19 protein-coding genes are annotated in these 21,867 nt (G+C 62.6%); 4 read left to right on the top strand and 15 right to left on the bottom strand.

Annotated elements, in window-relative coordinates; genetic code table 11:
• Position 1 precedes the first annotated feature (1 nt).
• The 6 genes from M2375_RS05610 to M2375_RS05585 form a co-directional block, all read right to left on the bottom strand.
• Positions 2-946 carry an AEC family transporter gene (locus M2375_RS05610; protein ID WP_404979276.1) on the bottom strand — a complete coding sequence of 315 codons (945 nt, stop codon included), beginning with the start codon at positions 944-946 and terminating at the stop codon, positions 2-4.
• 77 nt (positions 947-1,023) lie between these two features.
• Positions 1,024-1,500, bottom strand: coding sequence for a GNAT family N-acetyltransferase (locus tag M2375_RS05605; protein WP_259164472.1), 477 nt, complete (start codon positions 1,498-1,500; stop codon positions 1,024-1,026).
• Between the two features lie 24 nt (positions 1,501-1,524).
• A complete protein-coding gene (locus tag M2375_RS05600) occupies positions 1,525-2,661 on the bottom strand; it encodes an NAD(P)/FAD-dependent oxidoreductase (RefSeq protein ID WP_259164471.1) in 1,137 nt (378 codons plus the stop codon).
• A 58-nt stretch (positions 2,662-2,719) separates the two neighbouring features.
• Complete coding sequence (locus M2375_RS05595; RefSeq protein ID WP_259164786.1) at positions 2,720-4,240, bottom strand: efflux transporter outer membrane subunit; 1,521 nt, start codon at positions 4,238-4,240, stop codon at positions 2,720-2,722.
• A 20-nt stretch (positions 4,241-4,260) separates the two neighbouring features.
• Positions 4,261-7,431 carry an efflux RND transporter permease subunit gene (locus M2375_RS05590; protein ID WP_259164469.1) on the bottom strand — a complete coding sequence of 1,057 codons (3,171 nt, stop codon included), beginning with the start codon at positions 7,429-7,431 and terminating at the stop codon, positions 4,261-4,263.
• Positions 7,432-7,458: 27 nt separating this feature from the next.
• Positions 7,459-8,667: an efflux RND transporter periplasmic adaptor subunit gene (locus M2375_RS05585; RefSeq protein WP_404979275.1), complete on the bottom strand. Its 1,209-nt coding sequence runs from the start codon at positions 8,665-8,667 to the stop codon at positions 7,459-7,461.
• A gap of 328 nt (positions 8,668-8,995) precedes the next feature.
• Between M2375_RS05585 and M2375_RS05580 the strand changes: the two genes are divergently transcribed.
• From M2375_RS05580 to M2375_RS05570, 3 genes are all read left to right on the top strand, one after another.
• Positions 8,996-9,406, top strand: a complete 411-nt coding sequence (locus M2375_RS05580) for a sirohydrochlorin chelatase (protein ID WP_259164467.1) — start codon at positions 8,996-8,998, stop codon at positions 9,404-9,406.
• A gap of 125 nt (positions 9,407-9,531) precedes the next feature.
• Complete coding sequence (locus tag M2375_RS05575; protein WP_259164465.1) at positions 9,532-10,473, top strand: CysB family HTH-type transcriptional regulator; 942 nt, start codon at positions 9,532-9,534, stop codon at positions 10,471-10,473.
• Between the two features lie 82 nt (positions 10,474-10,555).
• The gene (locus M2375_RS05570) at positions 10,556-11,725 is read left to right on the top strand and encodes a pyridoxal phosphate-dependent aminotransferase (RefSeq protein ID WP_259164464.1); all 1,170 of its coding nucleotides are present in this window, start codon (positions 10,556-10,558) and stop codon (positions 11,723-11,725) included.
• A gap of 75 nt (positions 11,726-11,800) precedes the next feature.
• On the opposite strand, the gene rng is transcribed toward M2375_RS05570, so the two are convergent.
• From rng to M2375_RS05535, 7 genes are all read right to left on the bottom strand, one after another.
• Entirely contained in the window at positions 11,801-13,288 is a 1,488-nt protein-coding gene (gene rng, locus M2375_RS05565) for a ribonuclease G (RefSeq protein WP_259164462.1), read from the bottom strand.
• A gap of 11 nt (positions 13,289-13,299) precedes the next feature.
• On the bottom strand, positions 13,300-13,914 hold the full coding sequence (locus M2375_RS05560) for a nucleoside triphosphate pyrophosphatase (protein WP_259164461.1): 615 nt from the start codon (positions 13,912-13,914) through the stop codon (positions 13,300-13,302).
• Positions 13,915-14,066: 152 nt separating this feature from the next.
• Entirely contained in the window at positions 14,067-14,534 is a 468-nt protein-coding gene (gene rlmH, locus M2375_RS05555; protein WP_259164460.1) for a 23S rRNA (pseudouridine(1915)-N(3))-methyltransferase RlmH, read from the bottom strand.
• Between the two features lie 92 nt (positions 14,535-14,626).
• Positions 14,627-15,343, bottom strand: a complete 717-nt coding sequence (gene rsfS / locus M2375_RS05550) for a ribosome silencing factor (RefSeq protein ID WP_259164459.1) — start codon at positions 15,341-15,343, stop codon at positions 14,627-14,629.
• 212 nt (positions 15,344-15,555) lie between these two features.
• Positions 15,556-16,515, bottom strand: a complete 960-nt coding sequence (gene hemF, locus M2375_RS05545) for an oxygen-dependent coproporphyrinogen oxidase (RefSeq protein WP_259164457.1) — start codon at positions 16,513-16,515, stop codon at positions 15,556-15,558.
• Between the two features lie 29 nt (positions 16,516-16,544).
• Positions 16,545-17,822 (bottom strand): phosphoribosylamine--glycine ligase, encoded by a 1,278-nt coding sequence (purD, locus tag M2375_RS05540; protein WP_259164455.1) that lies wholly within the window; start codon positions 17,820-17,822, stop codon positions 16,545-16,547.
• Positions 17,819-18,538: a YebC/PmpR family DNA-binding transcriptional regulator gene (locus tag M2375_RS05535; RefSeq protein ID WP_259164454.1), complete on the bottom strand. Its 720-nt coding sequence runs from the start codon at positions 18,536-18,538 to the stop codon at positions 17,819-17,821. The genes purD and M2375_RS05535 overlap by 4 nt, the downstream gene beginning before the upstream one ends.
• A 78-nt stretch (positions 18,539-18,616) precedes the next feature.
• Between M2375_RS05535 and M2375_RS05530 the strand changes: the two genes are divergently transcribed.
• Complete coding sequence (locus tag M2375_RS05530; protein ID WP_259164453.1) at positions 18,617-20,137, top strand: helicase HerA-like C-terminal domain-containing protein; 1,521 nt, start codon at positions 18,617-18,619, stop codon at positions 20,135-20,137.
• Positions 20,138-20,227: 90 nt separating this feature from the next.
• Here M2375_RS05530 and M2375_RS05525 read toward each other — a convergent pair whose 3' ends face one another.
• Together M2375_RS05525 and M2375_RS05520 are read right to left on the bottom strand one after the other, a co-directional pair.
• Positions 20,228-21,004 (bottom strand): amino acid ABC transporter permease, encoded by a 777-nt coding sequence (locus M2375_RS05525; protein WP_259164452.1) that lies wholly within the window; start codon positions 21,002-21,004, stop codon positions 20,228-20,230.
• A gap of 65 nt (positions 21,005-21,069) precedes the next feature.
• Positions 21,070-21,834, bottom strand: a complete 765-nt coding sequence (locus tag M2375_RS05520) for a basic amino acid ABC transporter substrate-binding protein (RefSeq protein ID WP_259164451.1) — start codon at positions 21,832-21,834, stop codon at positions 21,070-21,072.
• Between the last annotated feature and the right edge of the window lie 33 nt (positions 21,835-21,867).

Raw genomic sequence — 21,867 nt, 5'->3', positions numbered from 1 at the left:
CCTAGGCCAGCAACTGCGCCAGACCGAGCAGCAGCAGCGGTATGGTCACCAAGGCCAGGCTGGTCGATACCGCAATGCTCGCGGTGACCTCCTCGCGCCCCACCTCATAGCGCTGGGTGAACAGGAACACATTCGCCCCCACTGGCAGCGATGCCGCCGTGGCGAGCACCACCAAGGGCAGGCCACGCAAGCCCCATAGCCAGCCAATGGCCAGCAGCAGTGCCGGGTGCACGATCAGCTTGGCAAAGGCAATGCGGCTGGCGGGCAGCACATAGCGGCCAACGGCACTGTAGAACAAGGTGATGCCTACCAGCATCAGCGCTATCGGCCCCAGCGCCTGGGCCAGCAACTGCAGGGATTTGTCGATCACCTCCGGCATCTGCAAGCAGGTCTGGGCAAACAGCAGGCCGCAAATGATGGGCAGCGGAATTGGGTGGATGATGCCGTTCTTGAGCGCCCGGCCCACGGTGATGGCCATGGCCCGGTAGCTGCGCGCGCCCCCTTGCGCCACCTGCTGCTGGTGCATGACGGCCAGCTCAAACACGATGGTGGCCGACGTCATCAGGATCAGCGCATGCACTGAGACGATGGTGAACAGGGTCACCAGGCCCTCTTCACCAAACACCATGCCCACCAGCGGCACACCGATCATGATGTTGTTGCTGAAACAGTTGGCCAGCGCCCGGGCCGCCCCCAAGGTGGTGAAGCCCTGCCACAGCAAGGTGGAGACAAACAGCAGGCCCGCCGCACTGAAATAGACCGCAATGGTCTGCAGGTTCAGCTCTTGCACGCGCACCGTGCTCATGGTGCGAAACAGCAAGGCAGGCGTGAGAATCAGAAAAACGATATTCGACAGATCGCGCACCGACGTGGCCTTGACCCAGCCCATGCGCCCTGCGCAATAGCCGAGTGCAATGAACAGCACCACCGGTACCAAAGACACCATCACCGCCATTGCCGCTACGCCTTCTGTTGTTCGTTTCGGGGGGGATTATCGCCGCAGTGCGGCCGCTATCCCGTCAACTACAGCGTTCGGGCCAGAAAGGCGGTTCCAGGCACCGGGTTGACGCTGACCGGCTGCGCATCGACAAAGCCCAATTGGCGGTACAGCGCTTGCGCGGTTTGGAATTCGGGCAAGACATCCAACGCCATGCGCTGGTAACCGGCGGCACGGGCCTCTTGCAGCATCTGCTCAACCAAACGCCTGCCCAGCTGCAGGCCCCGGGCTGCGGGCCGCACATACACACGCTTGAGCTCGCAGCATTCGCTATCCACCGCCCGCAACGCGGCGCAGCCAACCACCGCATCGCCTTGCCAGGCCAGCAGCAGCCGGCCTTGGGGCGCCGCATATTTGCCGGGCAGTGCCGCCAGTTCTACTTCGGAGTTCTGGAAGCCCAAATCCGCCTTGGGGCTGGCAATGTATTCACGAAAGATGGCGACCACCTGGTCCAGGTCATCAGGGAATCGGGCGTGGCGGATAGATAGCGCAGTAGTCGGCATGGAGAGTTTTCAGCAAGGGAGTAATCAATCAGGATGGCTGACGCCCAGACGCGCATGCAGGCGTTTGCTGGTGGTCGTGTATTCAAGCAGCAGTTTTTCGCCGCGCAGGTATTCTATGGCGGCCATTGCGGCCATGGTGGCTTCGTAAAAACCGCTCAGGATCAGCTTGCGCTTGCCCGGGTAACTGACGATATCCCCGGCCGCATAGATGCCCGCGGCACTGGTCTGGAAAGTGTCGGTCGCCACCTGCAGCTGCTTTTTCTCCAGCGCCAGGTTCCAATCCAGCAAAGGCCCCAGCTTGGGTGACAGACCCTGGTACACCCAGAGCTGGTCGCAGGCAATGCGCTGGTCCTGGCCATCGGCATCCACATAGCCTAGGCCCTGCAAACAGCTGCCCGCCTCGACGGTCTGGGGCATGCCAATAACGACCTGCACCCGCCCCGTACTGCGCAGCTGCGCCAAGCTTTCCAGCATCGCCTCTGGGGCATTGAACTGCTCGCGCCGGTGCATCAAGACGAGGCTGGCCGTTTGCAATGCAGGATGGGCAGCGGCAGCCAATACGGCCTCCAGCGCAGACTCATCGCCGCCGTTGACCACAATGCGCGGCGCCGGATGGGCGGCCAGCAACGGGGCCAGCCATTCATCGTCCAGCGTCGGGTGGTAGAACACCTGGCTGCCCAGCCAGGCATCCAGCCCCTCCAGGCGCAGCTGTTTGGGCACAAAGGCACCGACACCAGCGGTGACCACGACGCTACGGGCCAGCAACCAGGTGGTAGGCGGGCCATCCATGGCCTGCAACTGCACACGCCAGCGGCCGTCGCCATGGGGCAGCAATTGCGCGACCTGGGTATGGCCATGAAAAACGGGGTGAAAGGGCTGGATCTGGTGCTGCAGTTGCGCGGCCAGCTCACGCCCGGTGCACAGCGCAATGCCAGGGATGTCGTAGATGGGCTTGTCGGCATAGAGGGCAATGCACTGCCCCCCCATCTGCGGCAAGCTGTCGCAGATATGGGCTTGCACGCCCTGCAAGCCCAGCTGGAATGCGGCAAACATGCCCACGGGCCCGGCGCCCACAATCAGCGCATCAACCGCCTGTGCCTGGGATTCGTCAAACTCGGGAGAGGCAATGCTGTCAGCAGGCGTGGGCAAGGTATCAGTCATGCCGCCATGGTAGTGCAGCGCGCATTGCCCTGGCAGCGATGCGCATATGCCGATCGCATCAGGGCGTGGCGTCCACCCCTCCGCCCAGCGCCTTGTACAGGCTGATGCGGTTGACCTGCTCGGCCTGCATCAAGGTGATCTGGGTTTGCTGGGCGGCATACAGGCTGCGCTGGGCATCGAGCACCGTCAGAAAATCATCAGCCCCTGCCTTGAAGCGCGCCTGCGATAGCTGCAGCACCCGGCTGGCCGCCTGCACCAGGGCCGCTTGCGAGTTCAGGCGCCGCTGCATGGTGGCACGGTCTGCCAATGCATCATTGACTTCGCGGAAGGCGACCTGGATGGACTTGTCGTACTGGGCCAGCGCCACGTCGCGGTTGGCTTGCGCGATATCGAGGTTGGCCTGGTTGCGGCCCCCGTCAAAAATCGGCAAACGCAGCTGCGGCACAAAGCTCCAGGCGCGGTTGCCGCCATCGAACAGGCCCGAGAGCGCATCGCTGGCTGTGCCGGCATTGGCCGTCAGGCTGATGGTGGGGAAAAAAGCCGCGCGTGCTGCGCCAATGCTGGCGTACTGGGCCTGCAGGCTGTGCTCTGCCGCAGCCACATCTGGCCGGGCCAGCAGCACCTGGGAGGACAGACCGGTGGGCACCACGGTCATCGCCGTGGCCACACCGGGCGTTTTCACCTGGGGCGTTGCGCCATCGAGCAGCTGGCCAGAGCCAGCGCTTTTGACCTCGTTGGCGCTGAGCGATGCCGACGGCGCGGGCGGGAGCATATCGCCCGCCAAGGGCCCGCCCACCAAGAGCTGCAGGGCATTGCGGTCACGGGCCACCTGGGACTCGTAGGCCGCCACATCGTTGCGGGCAGTCTCGACCGCTGTCTGGTTCTGGGCCAGCACCAGGCCATTGGTGGCGCCCAGCTGGTGCATGCGCTGCACCAGGCCATAGCCTTGCTCGCGCGTGGCCAAGGTGTCGCGCGCCAGTTGTAGGCGCTGCTGGTCGCTGGCCAAGGCCACCCAGGCATTGGCGATATCGGTGATCAAACCCAGCTGCACGCTGCGGCGGTTTTCTTCCACCAGCAGGTACTGCTGCAAGGCCGCTTCGCCCAGATTGCGCACCCGGCCCCAAAAATCAAGCTCATAGCTGGCCAGACCTAGCTGCACGCTGACCTGGTTGGCGACCGACGATGGCGCCGTGGAGGAGCGCAGATCGTCCGCCGTTCGGGTGCGGCTGCCCTGGGCATTGGCGTTCAGGCTGGGCAGTTGGTCGGCGCGCTGCACGCCGTATTGCGCACGCGCCTTCTCGATATTGGCAATGGCGACGCGCAGATCGCGGTTGTTCTGCAGGCCCAGCTCGATGAGCTGGCGCAGGCCAGCGCTCTCCACCCACTGCTGCCAGGGCAGCAATTGCAAGGCATCGGCCCCAGCGGGCTCGACCACAAAATCGGCAGGCAAGGTCTGCGCCACGCCATCCAGGGTGGCGGGCACGGCCGCCTCGGGGCGCTGGTATTGCGGGGCCAGGTTACAGGCAGACAGCAGGCCCGCTGCCAACAGGGACAGCGGCAAACGGTAGGCTCGGGTCATGGAAAAAGTGTCAAAACGGCTCATGGCGCGGTCTCCTGCGCGGGGCTGGGCTGCGCAGGCGCCTCATCATGGCGGCTATGGGAGCGGAACCAGCTGCGAATCAGCAGGAAGAAGACCGGCACCAAGAAAATACCCAGCACGGTGGAGGCCACCATACCGCCCAGCACCGCCGTGCCAATGGCGTTGCGCCCGCCCGCGCCGGCGCCGGTACCAATGGCCAGCGGAATCACGCCAAAGCCAAAGGCCAGCGATGTCATCAAGATGGGGCGCAGGCGCAGGCGCACGGCTTCCACCGTGGCGTCAAACAGCTGCTTGCCCTGCTCCTGCAATTGCACCGCGAACTCAACAATCAAGATGGCATTCTTGGCCGCCAAGCCCACGGTAGTGAGCAAGCCCACCTGGAAGTACACGTCATTGGTCAAGCCGCGTGTATAAGTGGCCAGCAACGCCCCGATCACGCCCAGTGGCACGGCCAGCATCACCGACAGCGGCACGGTCCAGCTCTCGTACAAAGCGGCCAGACACAGGAACACGAAGAGAATCGAGATGGCGTAGAGCATGGGCGCTTGCGCACCGGACTGGCGCTCTTGCAGCGAGGCCCCCGTCCACTCATAGCCCAAGCCTGCGGGCAGCTTGGCCAAGATGGCCTCGACCTCCTGCATCGCAGCGCCCGAACTCACGCCAGGCGCGGCGCGGCCTTCAAACTCATAGGCTGGGCTGCCGTTGTAGCGCAGCAGCTGCGGCGAGCCATAGGCCCAGTGGCTGTCCGAGAAGGCGCCAAAAGGCACCATCTCGCCGTTCTTGTTGCGCACCGTCCATTTGGCGATGTCCTGGGGCAGCATGCGGTGGGGGGCATCACCCATGATGTAGACGCGTTTGACGCGGCCGTTGTTCAGGAAGTCGTTCACATAGGTGCCGCCCATCGCGCTGGACAAGACACTGTTGATGTCCGCATAGGACAGGCCCAGTGCTGCGGCCTTGCGGTCATCCACATCCACGCGCAACTCGGCCGCATCATCGAGGTTGGTGGTGCGCACCGCTGTCAAGTTGGGATTGCTGCGCATGGCGCTGAGCACCTGGTTGCTGGCAGCCAGCAGGCCGTCATGGCCAATGCTGTTGATGTCCTTGACCATGAAGTTGAAGCCCGAGCTGGCACCCAGGCCGCGCACCGCTGGCGGCAAAATCACCAGCACCCGCGCATCGCGTATGCGGGCCAGATCCTTGGTGGCCTTGTTGGCAATGGCCGCTGCAGACTGCGAGGCCAGCGTACGATCCGCCCAGGGCTTGAGGCGAATAAAGCCACGCGCCGAGCTCTGGTCGCCATTGAGGCCCGAGACCTGGTTGAAGCTGATGATGTCCGGCTGGTCCAGCAGGTACTCGCGCACTTCGTCGAGCACATCCTGCAGGCGCGCGTCGGCTGCACCGGATGGCAGGTTGACGTTCACATACAAAAAGCCCTGGTCCTCATCGGGCAGGAACGAGGTGGGCAGCTTGTGCATCAGCAGCCACACGCCCAGCAGCACCGCGATAAAGATCAGCATCATGCGCTTGGCACGGCGCAGGCTGCGCGCCACGATGCCCTGGTAGCGGTTGGCGGTGCGGTCGAAATTGCGGTTGAACCAGCGGAAGAACCGGTCACTGATCCCAAACAGCCCCTTGCGAATGGCCCTTTCGTGGCCGCCCCCATGCTCGGGCGCTTTCAACAGCGTGGCACACAGTGCAGGCGTCAAGGTCAGCGCAACAAACACCGACAGCGCCATGGCCGCGACGATGGTGATCGAAAACTGGCGGTAGATCACACCGGTGGAGCCGCCAAAAAAGGCCATGGGCACAAACACCGCCGACAGCGTCACCCCGATACCCACCAGCGCCGGCGTGATCTCGCGCATCGACACCTTGGTGGCCTCCTTGGGGGACATGCCCGTCTCATGCATGACCCGCTCGACGTTTTCGACCACCACAATGGCATCGTCCACCAGCAGGCCAATGGCCAGCACCATCGCAAACATGGTCAGGGTATTGATGGAGTAGCCGGCAATCGACAGCACGCCGAAGGTGCCCAGCAGCACCACCGGCACGGCAATGGCCGGGATCAAGGTGGCGCGCAGGTTTTGCAGAAAGACGAACATGACGATCACCACCAGCACCATGGCTTCGCCCAGCGCCGCCACCACTTCATGGATCGAAGCGCGCACAAAGGGTGTGGAGTCCGAGCTGACGAAGTAGTCGATCTGGTTGGGGAAATACGGCTTCATCTCGGCCAGCTTGGCCGCCACCGCATCGGACACTGCCATGGCGTTGGCGCCATCGGCCAGGATGATGCCCATGCCCGCGCCGCGCATGCCATTGAGCTTGGCCTGGACGTTCAGGTTCTCGGCGCCCAGCTCCACCCGGGCAACGTCCTTGATGGTGACCACCGAGCCATCCGTGGCCGCCTTGAGCACGATGTCCTCGAACTGGTCCACGGTCTTGAGCTTGGTGCGTGCCGTGATGGTGGCATTGAGCTGCTGGTTGTTCACCGCCGGCAGCGCGCCCAGCTGGCCGGCCGAGACCTGGGCGTTCTGCGCGTTGAGCGCATTGGTCAGGTCCGAGGGCATCAGGCCAAATTTCTCCATCTTGGCCGGGTCCATCCAGATACGCATGGCATACGAGGTGCCAAACACATTGATGTCGCCCACGCCCTCCAGGCGCCCGATCACATCGACCAAGCTGGCATTGATGTAGTCACCAATGTCCACCTCGGTCATGGTTGGGTCTTGGGAGTAGAAGCTGTAGGTGACCAGAAAATCCTGGCCGCCCTTGTTGATGAAGACGCCCCGGCTCTTGACCGACTCGGGCAGGCGGTTGAGCGCGCCCTGGATCTTGTTTTGCACCTGCACCTGGGCCACATCGACATTGGTGCCGGGCGCAAAGGTCAAGGTAATTCGGGCTTGACCGGAGGCATTGCTGGTCGCGCTCATGTAGAGCATGTTGTCAATGCCCTTGAGCTGCTGCTCGATGATCTGGGTGACGGAGTTCTCCACCGTCTCGGCCGATGCGCCGGTGTACTGGGTGCCGATGGTGACGCGCGGCGGAGCAATCTCAGGGTATTGCTCCAGCGGCAGCTTGGAGATGGACAGGGCCCCGCCAAGCATGATGATGATGGCGATCACCCACGCAAAAATGGGGCGCTGGATAAAAAACTGTGCCATGGATGCAGTCTCGGGTTCTAGGGTGTCTTACTGGGCAGCAGCCGGGGCCGGGGCTTGGCCGGGCACCCTGCCAGGGCTGCGCGCACGCTCCGCCTGGGCCTTGAGATCCACATCGGTCACCCGCACCTTGTCACCCTCTTTGACCCGCTGGAAGCCATCGACCACCACGCGCTCACCCGACTGGAGGCCACTGCCCACCAGCCACTGGCTGCCAACCGCACGGTCCAGCTGCAGCGCCCGCTTTTGCACCTTGCCCTCGGCGTTGACCACCAGCACCGTAGGCTTGCCCGTCAGGTCCCGCACCACCGATTGCTGGGGCACCAGCAGCGCATCAGGCGCCACGGCGGTGGGCAGCAAGGCCTGCACATACATATTGGGCATCAGCACGCCATCGGGGTTGGGCACCTGGGCACGCAAGGTGACCGTGCCCGTGGTGGCGCTGACGATCACGCCGGAGAACTTGAGCTTGGCTTGGTGGTTGTATTCGGTGCCGTCATCCAGGCGGATACGCACCGGAATCTGGTCGCCATCCAGGCGCTGAAAGCGCCCGGCCTTCAAATCGCGCTGCAGCTGCAGCATCTCGGTGCTGGACTGGGTGAAGTCCACATACATCGGGTCGAGCTGCACCACGGTGGTGAGCGCGGTCGCCTGGTTGGCGGTGACCAACGCGCCCGGCGTGACAGCCGATGTGCTGACCTTGCCGGCAATGGGCGAGCTGATGCGGGTGTACTGCAGGTTGATGCGGGCATTGTCCAGGGCGGCCTGGGCAACGGCGACATCGGAAGCGGTCTGGGCCACCAGCGCCTGGCTGTCGTCAAACACCTGGCGGCTGATGGCATCGATCTTGACCAGCTCGCTGTTGCGCGCGGCATTGCTGCGTGCCGTCTGCGCCGATGCCTTGGCCTTGGCCACGGCCGCTTCGGCGCTGTTGACTGCGGCCCGCGCGGGGCGGTCGTCCAGTTGGTACAGGGCCTGGCCGGCCTTGACGGCTGCGCCTTCGGTGAACAAGCGCTTTTCCACAATGCCATTGGCCTGGGGCCGGATCTCGGCCATCATGAAAGCGCTGGTGCGGCCTGGGAGCTCGGCCGTCAGCTGCTGCGCTGAAGACTGTACGGTGATGACGCCGACCTCAGGCTCCTGCGGTGCAGCGGCGGGGGGCGCAGCCTTGTCGGAGCACGCAGCCAGCAAGCTGATGGCCAGCACCACAGCGGCTACGCGGGCAGTGTGCCCCAGCACACGCGATGAATGAAGCTTTTCGACGGTTGCCAAAGATTGAAACAGTGCCAGGGGCTGGCGCGAAAAATTGGAAACATCCGGCATCATCGGTTTTGGCTTCAGGTAGAGCAAACTACTATTTTTACAGCTAAATATGTAGGCTGTGTAAAGCGTTGCACGGGATAGGCAGGTTTTCTGCATCCTGCCGGGCAAGCTGTACATTTTGCTACACGCGGTATCTGCGCGGGCGCCCAGTCGCGCCCCGCTATGGGAAAGCGATAATGTTCAAAGGTTCCAAGCTTTACAGCCGCAAACACCTTTCACCCCCTTGCCAACCACCCATCGCACCATGCCATCTCCCGCCCCTGTCACCGGTTTGATCTTGCTGTCCCACGGCTCCAAAGACCCCGTCTGGCGCCGCAATGCCGAGCACCTGTTGGCGCAGGTCCAGCAGGCACAGCCCGAGGCTGCCGTCGCTTGCGCCTACCTGGACTGGTGCGATCCAGCGCTGGGCCCGGCCGTCGCGCAATTGCTGGAGACCCATCCGCAGCTGCAGCAGATCACGATTTGGCCGCTGCTGTTTGGCGTGGGCAAACATGCCAGCGAAGATATTCCGGCCTTGGTACAAGCGCTTGCGCCGCTGTACCCGCAACTGCAACTGTCTATTGCACCGGCGATGGGCGAGGACGCGCGGGTGATCCAACTGCTGGCAACCATGGCAGGTGAATACTTGCAAGCTGCAGGCCGACGAGCTGAGTGACTCGACGGGCGCGTGGCAGCCGGGATGCATACAAATTCCGTCTCGCGCGCCAGGTCTCTGCCAGTGGGCTGCTTTTTATATTCCATTCAAGCATAATGATGTAAATTCATATTCCGAATCATTGTATGAACCTGCATCAGTTCCGCTTTGTGCAAGAGGCTGCCCGCCGCAATCTCAATCTGACCGAGGCCGCCAAAGCGCTGCACACCTCGCAACCGGGCGTGTCCAAAGCCATCATTGAGCTGGAAGAAGAGCTGGGCATCGATATCTTTGCGCGCCACGGCAAACGCCTCAAGCGCATCACCGAGCCGGGCCAGCAGGTTCTCAAAAGCATTGAGATCATCATGCGCGAGGTCGGCAACCTCAAGCGCATCGGCGACCAGTACAGCGCCCAGGACAGCGGCACCCTCTCCATCGCCACCACCCACACACAGGCGCGCTATGTGCTGCCCACCCCTGTGGCGCGGCTGCGCGAGCACTACCCCAAAGTGACGGTCAGCCTGCACCAGGCCACACCCGCCGAAGTGGCGCGCATGGTGATCGACGAGCAGGCCGACATAGGCATGGCCACCGAGTCGCTGGCCGACTACCCCGAGCTGGTGACCCTGCCCTGCTACGAATGGCAGCATGTGCTGGTGATGCCGCACCAACACCCTTTGGCCCAAAAAGAGCGCATCAACCTCGAAGACATTGCGGCTGAGCCCTTGATCACCTACCACCCGTCCTTTACCGGCCGGGGCAAGATCGATTCGGCCATGGCCGCCCGCCAGTTGACGCCCAAGATCGTTCTGGAGGCCATCGACTCCGATGTGATCAAGACCTATGTGCGCCTGGGCCTGGGTATTGGCATCGTGGCCGAGATGGCCATGCGCGACGACCCCATCAAGGACCTGGCCGTGCGGCCCATGGGCCATTTGTTTGGCGAAAGCGTAGCGCGCGTGGCTTTCAAGCGCGGTGCTTATATGCGCAATTTCGTCTACAAGTTCGCAGAGTTGATCAGCGATCGCCTCAGCCGTGATCTGATCGGCCGAGCCATGGTGGGCCATGTGGCCGACTATGAGCTCTGATCCGCAACCCCTTCACAACATCTCCTAGTTTGCGGCCCAGCTCTGCCAACGGGCCGCGCTCCTTCGTCCACCTCTGCAAGCCATGTCAGTCTCTGCCACCGCTCTCACCCCTTCCTTCCCCAGCCGCCTGCCCAACGTAGGCACCACTATTTTCACGGTCATGTCGGCATTGGCCACCGAGCACAAGGCCGTCAATCTGGGCCAGGGGTTTCCGGATTTTGGCTGCGATCCGGCCTTGATCGACAGTGTCAGCCGCGCCATGCAGGCCGGCCACAACCAGTACCCGCCGATGACCGGCGTGCCGGCGCTGCGCGAGGTGGTGGCGCAAAAAATCGCTGCCCTCTATGGCAAGCACTACGACGCCAACAGCGAAATCACCGTCACTGCCGGTGCCACCCAGGCCATCCTCACGGTCATTCTCAGCTGCGTCAGCCCGGGCGACGAGGTCATCGTGCTCGACCCCTGCTATGACAGCTATGTGCCCAATATCGAGCTGGCTGGCGGCGTGCCGGTGCGCGTGCCCCTCACGCCCAAAACCTTTCGCCCCGATTTCAGCAAGATTGCAGCAGCCATCACGCCCAAGACCCGCCTGCTGCTGATCAACACCCCCCACAACCCCAGCGGCACCACCTGGACCGCGCAGGAGATGCAGCAGCTCGAAGATTTGCTGGCGCCGACCAACATCCTGCTGCTGGCCGATGAGGTCTACGAACACATGGTGTTCGATGGCGAGCGCCATGAAAGCGCATCGCGCTACCCGGGCCTTGCTGCCCGCGCCTATGTGGTCAGCAGCTTTGGCAAGACCTTCCACGTCACCGGCTGGAAGCTGGCCACCGTGGCCGCACCCGCACCGCTGAGCGCAGAGTTTCGCAAGGTGCACCAGTTCAATGTCTTCACCGTCAATACCCCCATGCAGGTGGGCCTGGCGGAGTACCTGAAGGACCCCGCGCCTTACCTGAACCTGCCTGCCTTCTACCAAAAGAAGCGCGACCTGTTCCGTGCAGGTCTCAAAGGCTCACGCCTTCAACTGCTGCCCAGCTCCGGCACCTACTTTCAGTGCGTGGACATCTCGGACGTCACCGATGCCAACGAGGCCGATTTCTGCCAGCAACTGGTCAAAGACCTGGGCGTCGCCGCCATTCCGCTATCGGCCTTTTACGGCGATCGCTTTGACCAGCAGGTGGTGCGCTTTTGCTTTGCGAAAAAGGACGAGACCTTGTTGGCCGCGTTGGAGCGCCTGCGCAAGCTCTAATGCTCACCCCGCCATAGCAAAAGCCCGGCATGCAGAGAGCAAGCCGGGCTTTTTTGCTAGCGGCACTGCCTGGGTCTACAGCAGCACGATATCGTATTGGTCCGAGCCGTCCCGCCCCTCGGCATGCAGCGAGATGGGCTTGCCGATAAAGTCGGACAGCCCGGCCAGGTGCTGGCTTTCTTCATCCAGCAGCATCTCAATCACCGGAGGGGCCGCAAGCACACGGAACTCCTTGGGGTTGAACTGGCGCGCCTCGCGCAGAATCTCGCGCAGGATGTCGTAGCAGACGGTACGCACGGTCTTGACCTCGCCCACACCGCTGCACACGGGGCAGGAGGTGCACAGCATATGGGCCAGCGATTCGCGGGTGCGCTTGCGCGTCATCTCCACCAGGCCCAACTGCGAAAACTCGCCGCACATGGTCTTGACCCGGTCGCGCTGCAGCTGCTTGCGCAGCTCGCTCAGCACCTGCGCCTGGTGGTCCTCATGCACCATGTCGATAAAGTCCACGATGATGATGCCGCCCAGGTTGCGCAGCCGCAGCTGGCGGGCAATGGCATGGGCCGCCTCCAGGTTGGTCTTGAAGATGGTGTCGTCAAAATTGCGCGCGCCCACATAGCCACCAGTGTTCACATCGACCGTGGTCAACGCCTCGGTCTGGTCCACGATCAGGTAGCCGCCGGACTTGAGATCCACCCGCCGGCCCAGCGCCCGCGCAATTTCTTCGTCGACGGAGTAGAGATCGAAGATAGGCCGCTCGCCCTTGTACAGCTGCAGCTTGGGCAGCGCTGCGGGCATGAACTCTTGGCCAAACTGCTGCAGCAGTGCAAATTGCTCGCGTGAGTCAATGCGAATCGACTGGGTGTTCTCCGTCACCATATCGCGCAGCACCCGCTGCATCAGGCTCAGGTCCTGGTGCAGCAAGCTCTTGGCGGCCTGCTTGGCGGCGCTGTCCTTGATGCGTTTCCAGACCTTGCGCAAATAGCTGATGTCTTCTGCCAGCTCGTCGTCGCTGGAATCCTCGCCATTGGTGCGCAGAATAAATCCGCCACCACCGCCCGTCTCTGCCGTGCCTACCAACGCCTGCAAACGCGCACGCAGCGCGTCGCGCTCGTTTTGGGGGATCTTCTGCGACACACCAATATGGTCGTCCTGGGGCAGAAACACCAGCAAGCGGCCTGCCACGCTGATCTGGGTAGACAGGCGCGCGCCCTTGGTGCCAATCGGGTCCTTGATCACCTGCACCATGATCGACTGGCCTTCGAACACCTGCTTTTCAATCGGTACCTGGGGCTCACCCTTGCGGGCAAACATCGGTGCCAGCCCGCCTTCTTGCCGCTGCCAAACATCGGCCACATGCAAAAAAGCGGCGCGCTCCAGGCCAATGTCGATAAAGGCGGACTGCATGCCCGGCAGCACGCGCGAGACCTTGCCCAGGTAGACATTGCCCACCAGCCCGCGCTCCAAGGTGCGCTCGTGGTGCAGCTCCTGCACGGAGCCACCTTCGATGATCGCCACGCGTGTCTCCTGCGGCGCCCAATTGATCAAAATATCGTTTTGCATGGCAATTTTTCTCAGATGGCAAAGCCGGCTGCGCGCAGCACATTGGCGGTCTCGAAAACAGGCAGCCCCATGATGCCCGAATAACTGCCGTTGATCTTGGCAATATACGCTGCGGCCCTGCCCTGCACGCCATAGGCGCCGGCTTTGCCCATGGGCTCGCCGCTGGCGACATAGGCATCGATCTGCGCGGCATCCATGGGCGCAAACTGCACGGTTGACACGGACAGGGTCGTCAAACGCTTGCGCCCACTTTGCAATGCCACAGCGGTCAGCACCCGGTGCGTCTTGCCGCTCAGTGCTTGCAGCATCTCCTGGGCCTGCAGCGGCGTCTCGGGCTTGCCCAGAATATGCCGGCCCAACGACACGGTGGTGTCGGAGCACAGGATCGGCGCAGCCTCCAGACCGCGCCGCTCCAGCCGGGCCAGCGCCGCATCGAGCTTGAGCGCCGTCACGCGCTGCACATAGTCGCTTGCCGACTCGCGGGCCAGCGCCACTTCCAGCGCTTCCGGGTCCTGGGGCTCGGGGTCGCCATCCTGGGCGACCAGCAATCGGTGGTCGACACCGATCTGCTCTAGCAGTTGACGGCGGCGGGGGGATTGCGAGGCCAGGTAGACGAAGGGATGCATGATGGGGAGCAAAGCGTTGATTTGAAACAAGCGCTTGCGCCCATCTATTAAGCACAAGCAGCTATTATTTTTGCAGCATAACGCATCCGGCAGCCCACTGGCAAGCGCGGGGCTTGCAGCCCGCCCGGCAGCCGGCTAAGCCCAGCGCCGGCCTATTCGCGGTGGTAGGGGTGGCCTGCGTTCACCGACCAGGCACGGTAGAGTTGCTCGATGAGCAGCACCCGCACCATGGCATGGGGCAAGGTCATGTCCGACAGCCGGATGCGCTCGTGCGCAGCGGCCTTGAACTCGGGGTCGAGCCCGTCCGGGCCGCCAATGATCAGGGCCACATCGTCGCCTTCCAGCTGCCAGCCCTTGACCCGTTGGGCCAGCGCCTTGGTGGTCAGGTTGCCGCCGCGCTCATCGAGCACCACAATGCGCGTGCCACGCGGAATGGCCGCTTCGATGCGCTTGCGCTCGGCCGCATACAAGGTCTCCACCGTCTTGGAGCCGCGCGGCTCGGTCTTGACGGCCTTGAGCTCCACCTTCAACTCTGGCGGGAAACGCTTGGCATAGTCGTCATAGGCGGTCTGCGCCCAATCGGGCACATGCTGGCCCACCGCAACAATGAAAATCTTCATGGGGGATTCTCCAAAGAAAAAAGAGCTGTCCTGCCTGGCAGTACAGCTCTTTGGCGTGCTATCACGCGCTGGCACGCAGCGCGTGCAGGCTTTTATTTGGCCTTGCTGGGGGCGCGCTTGGCAGCGGGCTTTTTCACGGCAGACTTGGCAGGTGCCTTGGCGACTGCCGACTTGGCTGCGGGCTTGCTGGCCTTGGGCTTGTTGACCACCACGGTCTTGACGGTGGCAGCGGCCGAGGTCTTCTTGGCAGCAGGCTTCTTGGCCACGGTGCCCGAGATCTTCTTGACTGCAGGCTTTTTGACTGCGGCCTTCTTCACCGGTGCCTCTGCACCAGCATCAGCGGAAGCCGTCTTGCGTGCAGCGGGCTTTTTCTTGGGCTTGGCTGGTGCATCGTCGTCCAGCTCGGCCTTGGCCGCCTTGGGCTTGGGGGCACCGAGCTTCAGGCGCACAGGCAGATCGCCCCACATCTCTTCGAGGCGGTAGTACTGGCGAATCATGGGTTGCATGATGTGGGCCACAACAGCGCCGCAATCGACAATGATCCACTCGCCATTGCCTTCACCTTCGGTGCGCGGCTTGGGAAAGCCCGCTTCCTTGACAGCATCCTTGACGCTGGCGGCCAGCGCCTTGGTCTGGCGGTTGGAGGTGCCGGACGCCACGATCACGCGCTCGAACAGCGGCGACAGGTGTTCGGTATCGAAGACCTGGATATCTTGTGCTTTCACATCCTCCAGCCCATCAACGATGGCACGCTGCAGCAATTGCACAGATTTCTTGGCGGTGGATTCGGTTTTTTTGACGGTGGTCATCAGTTGTTGATGGATGAAAGTGGTTCTACTATAGCGCGTGTTGCAGTTATTGTTGATCGCGTCAACACGCAGTGGCAAAAGGGCAAAGCCTTGTAAAGAAGCCGCCGCGCCGCAAACCCGGAGGGATGCGCGCATTTGCAGCGTAGCAGCGATTATACGCAAGCTGGGTGAAAAACCTGCAGCGATGGCCCTGCAGCCACTCAAAGGCCGGTCTATAACCAGTCGCGCGGCTGCAGAAACTCGCTCAGCAGGCGCTCTTCCGGGGAGCCTTGCGGATCCTGGCGCTGGTAGCTCCAGCTGGCCAGCGGCGGCATGGACAGCAGAATCGACTCCGTGCGGCCGCCCGATTGCAGACCAAAGTGTGTGCCACGGTCCCACACCAGGTTGAACTCCACATAGCGACCGCGCCGGTACAGCTGAAACGCGCGCTCGCGCTCGCCATAAGTCAGCGCTTTGCGGCGCTGGACGATGGGCAAATAGGCTTTGAGAAAAGCATCGCCCACGGACTGGAGCATGGCCAAACCGCCGTCAAAACCCTGCTCGGAAAAGTCATCAAAAAAGATGCCGCCGATACCGCGCGCCTCATTGCGGTGCTTGAGGTAGAAATAGCTATCGCACCAGCGCTTGAAGCGGGGGTACAGCTCCGCGCCAAACGGCGCCACCGCATCGTGGCAGACCTGGTGAAAATGCACCGCATCGTCCGCAAAGGGGTAGAACGGCGTCAAATCCATGCCGCCGCCAAACCAGCAGGTGGCTGGCTGGCCGGGGTGGCCCGCGGCAATCATGCGCACATTCATGTGCACGGTTGGCACATAGGGGTTGCGCGGATGAAAGACCAGGGACACGCCCATCGCCGTAAAAGGCGCACCGGCCAGCTCGGGTCGGTGCTGGGTCGCCGACGGTGGCAGCTGCGGGCCGCGCACTTGCGAAAAGCCCACGCCCGCACGCTCAAACACGGCACCGCCTTCCAAGATCTTGGTCAGGCCCTGGCCTTGCAGCTTTTCCCCGGGCTCTTTTTGCCAGGCATCGGCCACAAAGCGGGCAGTGCTGCCCGCTTCGCGCTCCACGGCTTCGAGTGCCTCGGTGATCGAAGCCTGCAGCCCCTGGAGGTAGCCGACAACGGCCAGTGCCTGCGGCCCGGCGCTTAGTTGGTCAACGGACGATGGCAGCACGATCTTTCCTCACAGCGACAGCATGGCGGTCACTTGACCGCGCGGTAACCGATATCGTGGCGGTATTGCGCGCCATCGAAATGCACCTGCGCAGCCACGGCATACACGCGTTGCTGCGCCTGCTTGACGTTGTCGGCCAAGGCGGTGACGCAGAGCACGCGGCCACCGCTGGTAACGGGCTTGTCGCCCTCCACCGTGGTGCCGGCGTGGAAAACCATGACTTCGTCTCCATCCTCTGGCAAGCCGGTGATCACGTCGCCCTTGCGGGGTGCATCGGGGTAGCCATGCGCGGCCATCACCACGCCCAGCGCGGTGCGGCGGTCCCACTGCAGCTCGATCTGGTCGAGCTTGCCGTCGGTGGCCGCCTGCATCACATCGACCAGATCGCTCTTGAGGCGCATCATGATTGGCTGGGTCTCCGGGTCACCCATGCGGCAGTTGAACTCCAAGGTCTTGGGGTGACCCGCCTTGTCGATCATCAGGCCGGCATACAAAAAGCCGGTGTAGGGAATGCCGTCTTTTTCCATGCCACGGATGGTGGGCAGAATGATCTCGCGCATCGCGCGGGCATGCACATCGGCCGTCACCACCGGGGCGGGCGAGTAGGCGCCCATGCCACCGGTGTTGGGGCCCTGGTCCCCGTCCTTCAGGCGCTTGTGGTCCTGGCTGGTGGCCATGGCGGCCACGCTCTTGCCGTCGCACAGCACGATAAAGCTGGCCTCTTCGCCGTCGAGGAATTCCTCAATGACCACGCGGGCGCCGCCGTCGTTATGGGCAACGCCGTACTTGTTGTCCACCAGCATGAAGTCCACGGCATCGTGGGCTTCCTGGGCGGTGGTGGCTACCACCACGCCCTTGCCAGCGGCCAGGCCATCGGCCTTGACGACGATGGGCGCGCCGAGCTTGTCGATATAGGCATGGGCCTGCACCGGGTCGCTGAAGGTCGCGTACTGCGCCGTCGGGATGCCATGGCGGGCCATGAAATCCTTGGAAAAGGCCTTGGAGCTCTCCAGCTGCGCAGCGGCCTTGGTGGGGCCGAAGATCTTCATGCCATGGGCACGAAACTCATCGACCACGCCAGCGGCCAAAGGCGCCTCGGGGCCCACCACCGACAGTTGCACACCGTTGTCCTGCGCCCATTCGCGCAGCTTGACCACATCGGTGATAGGCAGGTTTTCCAGACGCTTGTCGCGTGCGGTACCTGCATTGCCCGGGGCTACATAGACCTTGGAGACCTTGGGCGATTGCGCCAATTTCCAGGCCATTGCGTGTTCACGGCCGCCGCCACCAATCACAAGTACCTTCATAGCGCCGCGTTATGGTAAACATCTTGCACATCATCCAGATCTTCCAGCGCGTCCAACAGCTTTTGCATCTTGGCCGCACCTTCCTCATCCAGATCTACGGTATTTTCCGGCCGCATCGTCACCTCGGCCACTTCGGGCTTGAAGCCCGCTGCCTCCAGCGCATTGCGCACCGCCTCAAATTCTGACGGCGAGGTCAGCACTTCGACAGCGCCCTCCTCATCGGTGATCACATCCTCGGCGCCGGCTTCCAGCGCCACTTCCATGATCTTGTCTTCATCGGCACCAGGGGCAAACACCAGCTGGCCCACATTGCGAAACTGGAAGGACACCGAGCCTTCGGTGCCCATGTTGCCGCCGTGCTTGCTGAAGGCATGGCGCACATCCGCCACGGTGCGCACGCGGTTGTCCGTCATGGTGTCGACAATGATGGCCGCGCCATTGATGCCATAGCCTTCATAACGGATTTCCTCGTAGGTCACGCCTTCGAGGTTGCCGGTGGCCTTGTCCACATTGCGCTTGATGTTGTCGGCCGGCATATTGGCTGCCTTGGCCTTGTCGATCGCCAGACGCAAACGGGGGTTGGCGCTCAAATCTGCGCCGCCCTGCCGCGCTGCGACCATAATTTCACGAATGATCCGGGTCCATACCTTGCCGCGTTTTTCGTCCTGACGACCCTTGCGGTGTTGAATATTGGCCCATTTGCTGTGTCCTGCCACAGAATTTCCTTTGCTATTGTTTTATCTAGCTAGACTGCGATTTTACTTTTGACTTTGATGCTGGAGAGGAAACCTACGATGGCTGAACCCCTACTGGTTGCCAAAAATGGCACGACGGCGTGTTTTTTACTGCCTGGCCTCGCCAATCGACACGGGCTCATCACCGGCGCAACCGGCACGGGCAAGACTGTAACCCTTCAGACATTGGCCGAGGGTTTCTCGGGCATTGGCGTGCCCGTTTTCATGGCCGACATCAAGGGCGATTTGACCGGCATTAGCCAAACCGGCCAGATCAGCGGCAAGCTGGCCGCCACCTTGCAAGAGCGCGGCATTGACCTGCCCAAGCCCCTGGCCTGCCCCACCACCTTGTGGGATGTGTTTGGCGAGCAAGGCCACCCGGTGCGCGCCACCATCTCCGACATGGGTCCCTTGCTGCTGGGCCGCATGCTGGATTTGAACGACACGCAGATGGGCGTGCTCAACCTGGTCTTCAAGATCGCCGATGACAACGGCATGCTGCTGCTCGACTTGAAGGACCTGCGCGCCATGCTGTCGTATGTGGGCGAGAACGCCAAGCAGTTCTCCACCGACTACGGCAACATCAGCTCGGCCAGCGTCGGCGCTATCCAGCGAGGCCTGCTGCAGATCGAGCAGCAAGGCGGCAGCAACTTCTTTGGCGAGCCCATGCTCAACATCGATGACATGATGCAGACCGTGGGCACCCAGGGGGTGGTCAACATTCTGGCGGCTGACAAGCTGATGAATTCGCCGCGCCTGTACTCCACCTTCCTGCTGTGGATGCTGTCGGACCTGTACGAGAAGCTGCCCGAGATCGGCGACCCCGACAAGCCCAAGCTGGTGTTCTTCTTTGACGAGGCCCACCTCTTGTTCAACGATGCGCCCAAGGTCCTGCAAGAGCGCATTGAGCTGGTGGTGCGCCTGGTGCGCTCTAAGGGCGTGGGCGTGTATTTCGTCACGCAGAACCCGCTGGACATTCCCGACAGCGTGCTGGCCCAGCTGGGTAACCGCGTGCAGCATGCGCTGCGTGCCTTCACGCCACGCGACCAAAAGGCGGTGAAGGCCACGGCCACCACCATGCGCGCCAACCCGGGCCTGAACATCGAGACCGCCATTACCGAGCTGGCCGTGGGCGAGGCGCTGGTGAGCTTTCTGGACGAGAAAGGCCGCCCCAGCGTGACCGAGCGGGTGTATGTGCTGCCCCCTGGCAGCCAGATTGGCCCCATCAGCACCGAGCAGCGCCAGTCTTTGCTCAAGGGGTCGCTGGTCGCTGGCGTGTATGACACTGCCGTCGATCGCGAATCGGCCTACGAGATTTTGAAAGCCCGCGCAGGCCAGGCCACATCGGCCGAAGGCGGCAAGGCCGGTGCAGGCACAGCAGGTGGTGCTGCAGCCCCGGAGGACGGCGGCCTGATGGGCAGCATCAACGACATGCTCTTTGGCACCACGGGCCCACGCGGCGGCAAAAAGGACGGCATTGTGCAATCGATGGCCAAGTCCACCGCCCGCTCCTTTGGCACCAAGCTGGGCAACCAGATTCTGCGCGGCGTGCTGGGCAGCATCATGGGTGGCAAGAAGTAGCGATAAGGCCTGCGCCTTCTCAGCACTGCAGACGTAGAAAAAGCCGGCAATGCCGGCTTTTTCGTGAACGACCTGTTGAGAAGCGCGTGCTCAGCTGCGATCGGCGCGCGCCATGTGGTTCTCCAGCGCCCGCAAGCCCAGGGTGAGCAAGAAAGTCATCAACCAATACGCCAGCGCCACGGCCAGGTAGGGCTCCCAGTAGCGGCCATAGGCACCGGCCACGGTGCGCGCAGCATAGGCCATCTCGGCCAGGCCGATGGCAGACACCAGCGAGGTGTCCTTGAGCAGCGAGATCATGTTGTTGCCCAGGGGCGGCAGCATGCGGCGGAAGGCCTGCGGAATCACCACATAGCGCATCATCTGGCCATGCGTCATGCCCAGCGACATGCCCGCCTGCTTCTGGCCCACGGCAATCGACTGGATACCGGCGCGGAACACTTCGGAGATGTAGGCCGCCGAGTTGAGCGTGAGCGCCACAACGCCAGACATCAGCGCGCCATGGTCCTGCTTGAGCGTTCGGGCCAGGTCCCCGCTGATGAACAAGCCATTGACCGGGTGCACAAACAAGGGCATCACCGCAAAGTGCATCAGCAAGATCTGCACGAACAAGGGCGTGCCCCGGAAAAAGCTGACATAGGCGGTCGATGGCCAGCGCAGCAGGTATTTGCACACGGCCTTCCAGGGCTGGTGGCGCGTATCAGCCAGGCGTGCCAGGGCCAGCATCAGGCCCAGGGCGCAGCCCATGATGATGCAGGCCACCGTCATGCCGATGGTGACCATGGCACCCTGCCAGAACATTTGCTTGTATTCCACCAGGATGTCGGGTCGGAACCAGCCGAACCACTCCACAGGGGTGTTGTTGTCCATCTCTCAATTCTTTCAAACAAAAAGACGGCCTCAGGGCCGTCATTGCAGCGGAAATCGCAGCAGCCTTATTGGGGCTTGTAGTCCTGGTTGAACCACTTTTTGTAGATCACGTTGTAGCTGCCATCGGCGCGGATAGCGGCCAGGCCGGCGTTGATCTTGTCTTGCAGGGCCTTGTCGCCCTTGCGCACGACGATGCCGAAATGCTCTTTAGGAAAGCTCGCGTCATCCACGGTCTTGAGCGCGGGGTACTGCGAGACGCGGTAGGCGATCACACCGTTGTCGCCAATGGCGGCATCCACGCCGCCGGCAGCCAGCTCGGAGATGATCAGCGGCGTGCTCTCAAAGCGGCGGATATTGGCGCTGGTCTTGCCCACTTCGCGGCTCATCACATCGTCACCGGTCGAGCCGCTGACCACCGAGACCTTCTTGTCCTTGAGGTCCTTGAGCGAAGCCACCGGGCTGTCCTTGGGCACCGCGATCAACTGGCGGGCATCAAAGTATGGCTGGGAGAAATCAAAGCTCTGCTTGCGCTTGTCGTTGATGGTGACGCCCGAGATGACAAAGTCCACATCGCCATTGTTGAGCGAGGCAAAGATGCTGCTGAACGGCGTGTTGACGATGCGCAGCTTCATGCCCTGCTGCTTGGCAATGGCGTTGACGATGTCGATGTCAAAACCCACGATCTGCTTGTCTTTGTTCTCGAAGGCGAAAGGGGCATAGGTCGCGCTGGAGGCCACCACCAGATCACGCCCTTGTGCCTGGGCTGCGCCCGCTGCCAGCACGGCGACCGCTGCGGCACCCATGGCCAGCGCAAATTTTTTGTTCAACATACCCCAAACCTTTAGCAACATAAGCCGATACAA

The sequence above is a fragment of the Comamonas sp. BIGb0152 genome (assembly GCF_024809975.1).
In the GTDB taxonomy this organism is placed as follows: domain Bacteria; phylum Pseudomonadota; class Gammaproteobacteria; order Burkholderiales; family Burkholderiaceae_C; genus Comamonas.
This window is presented reverse-complemented; position numbering and strand designations above follow the sequence as displayed.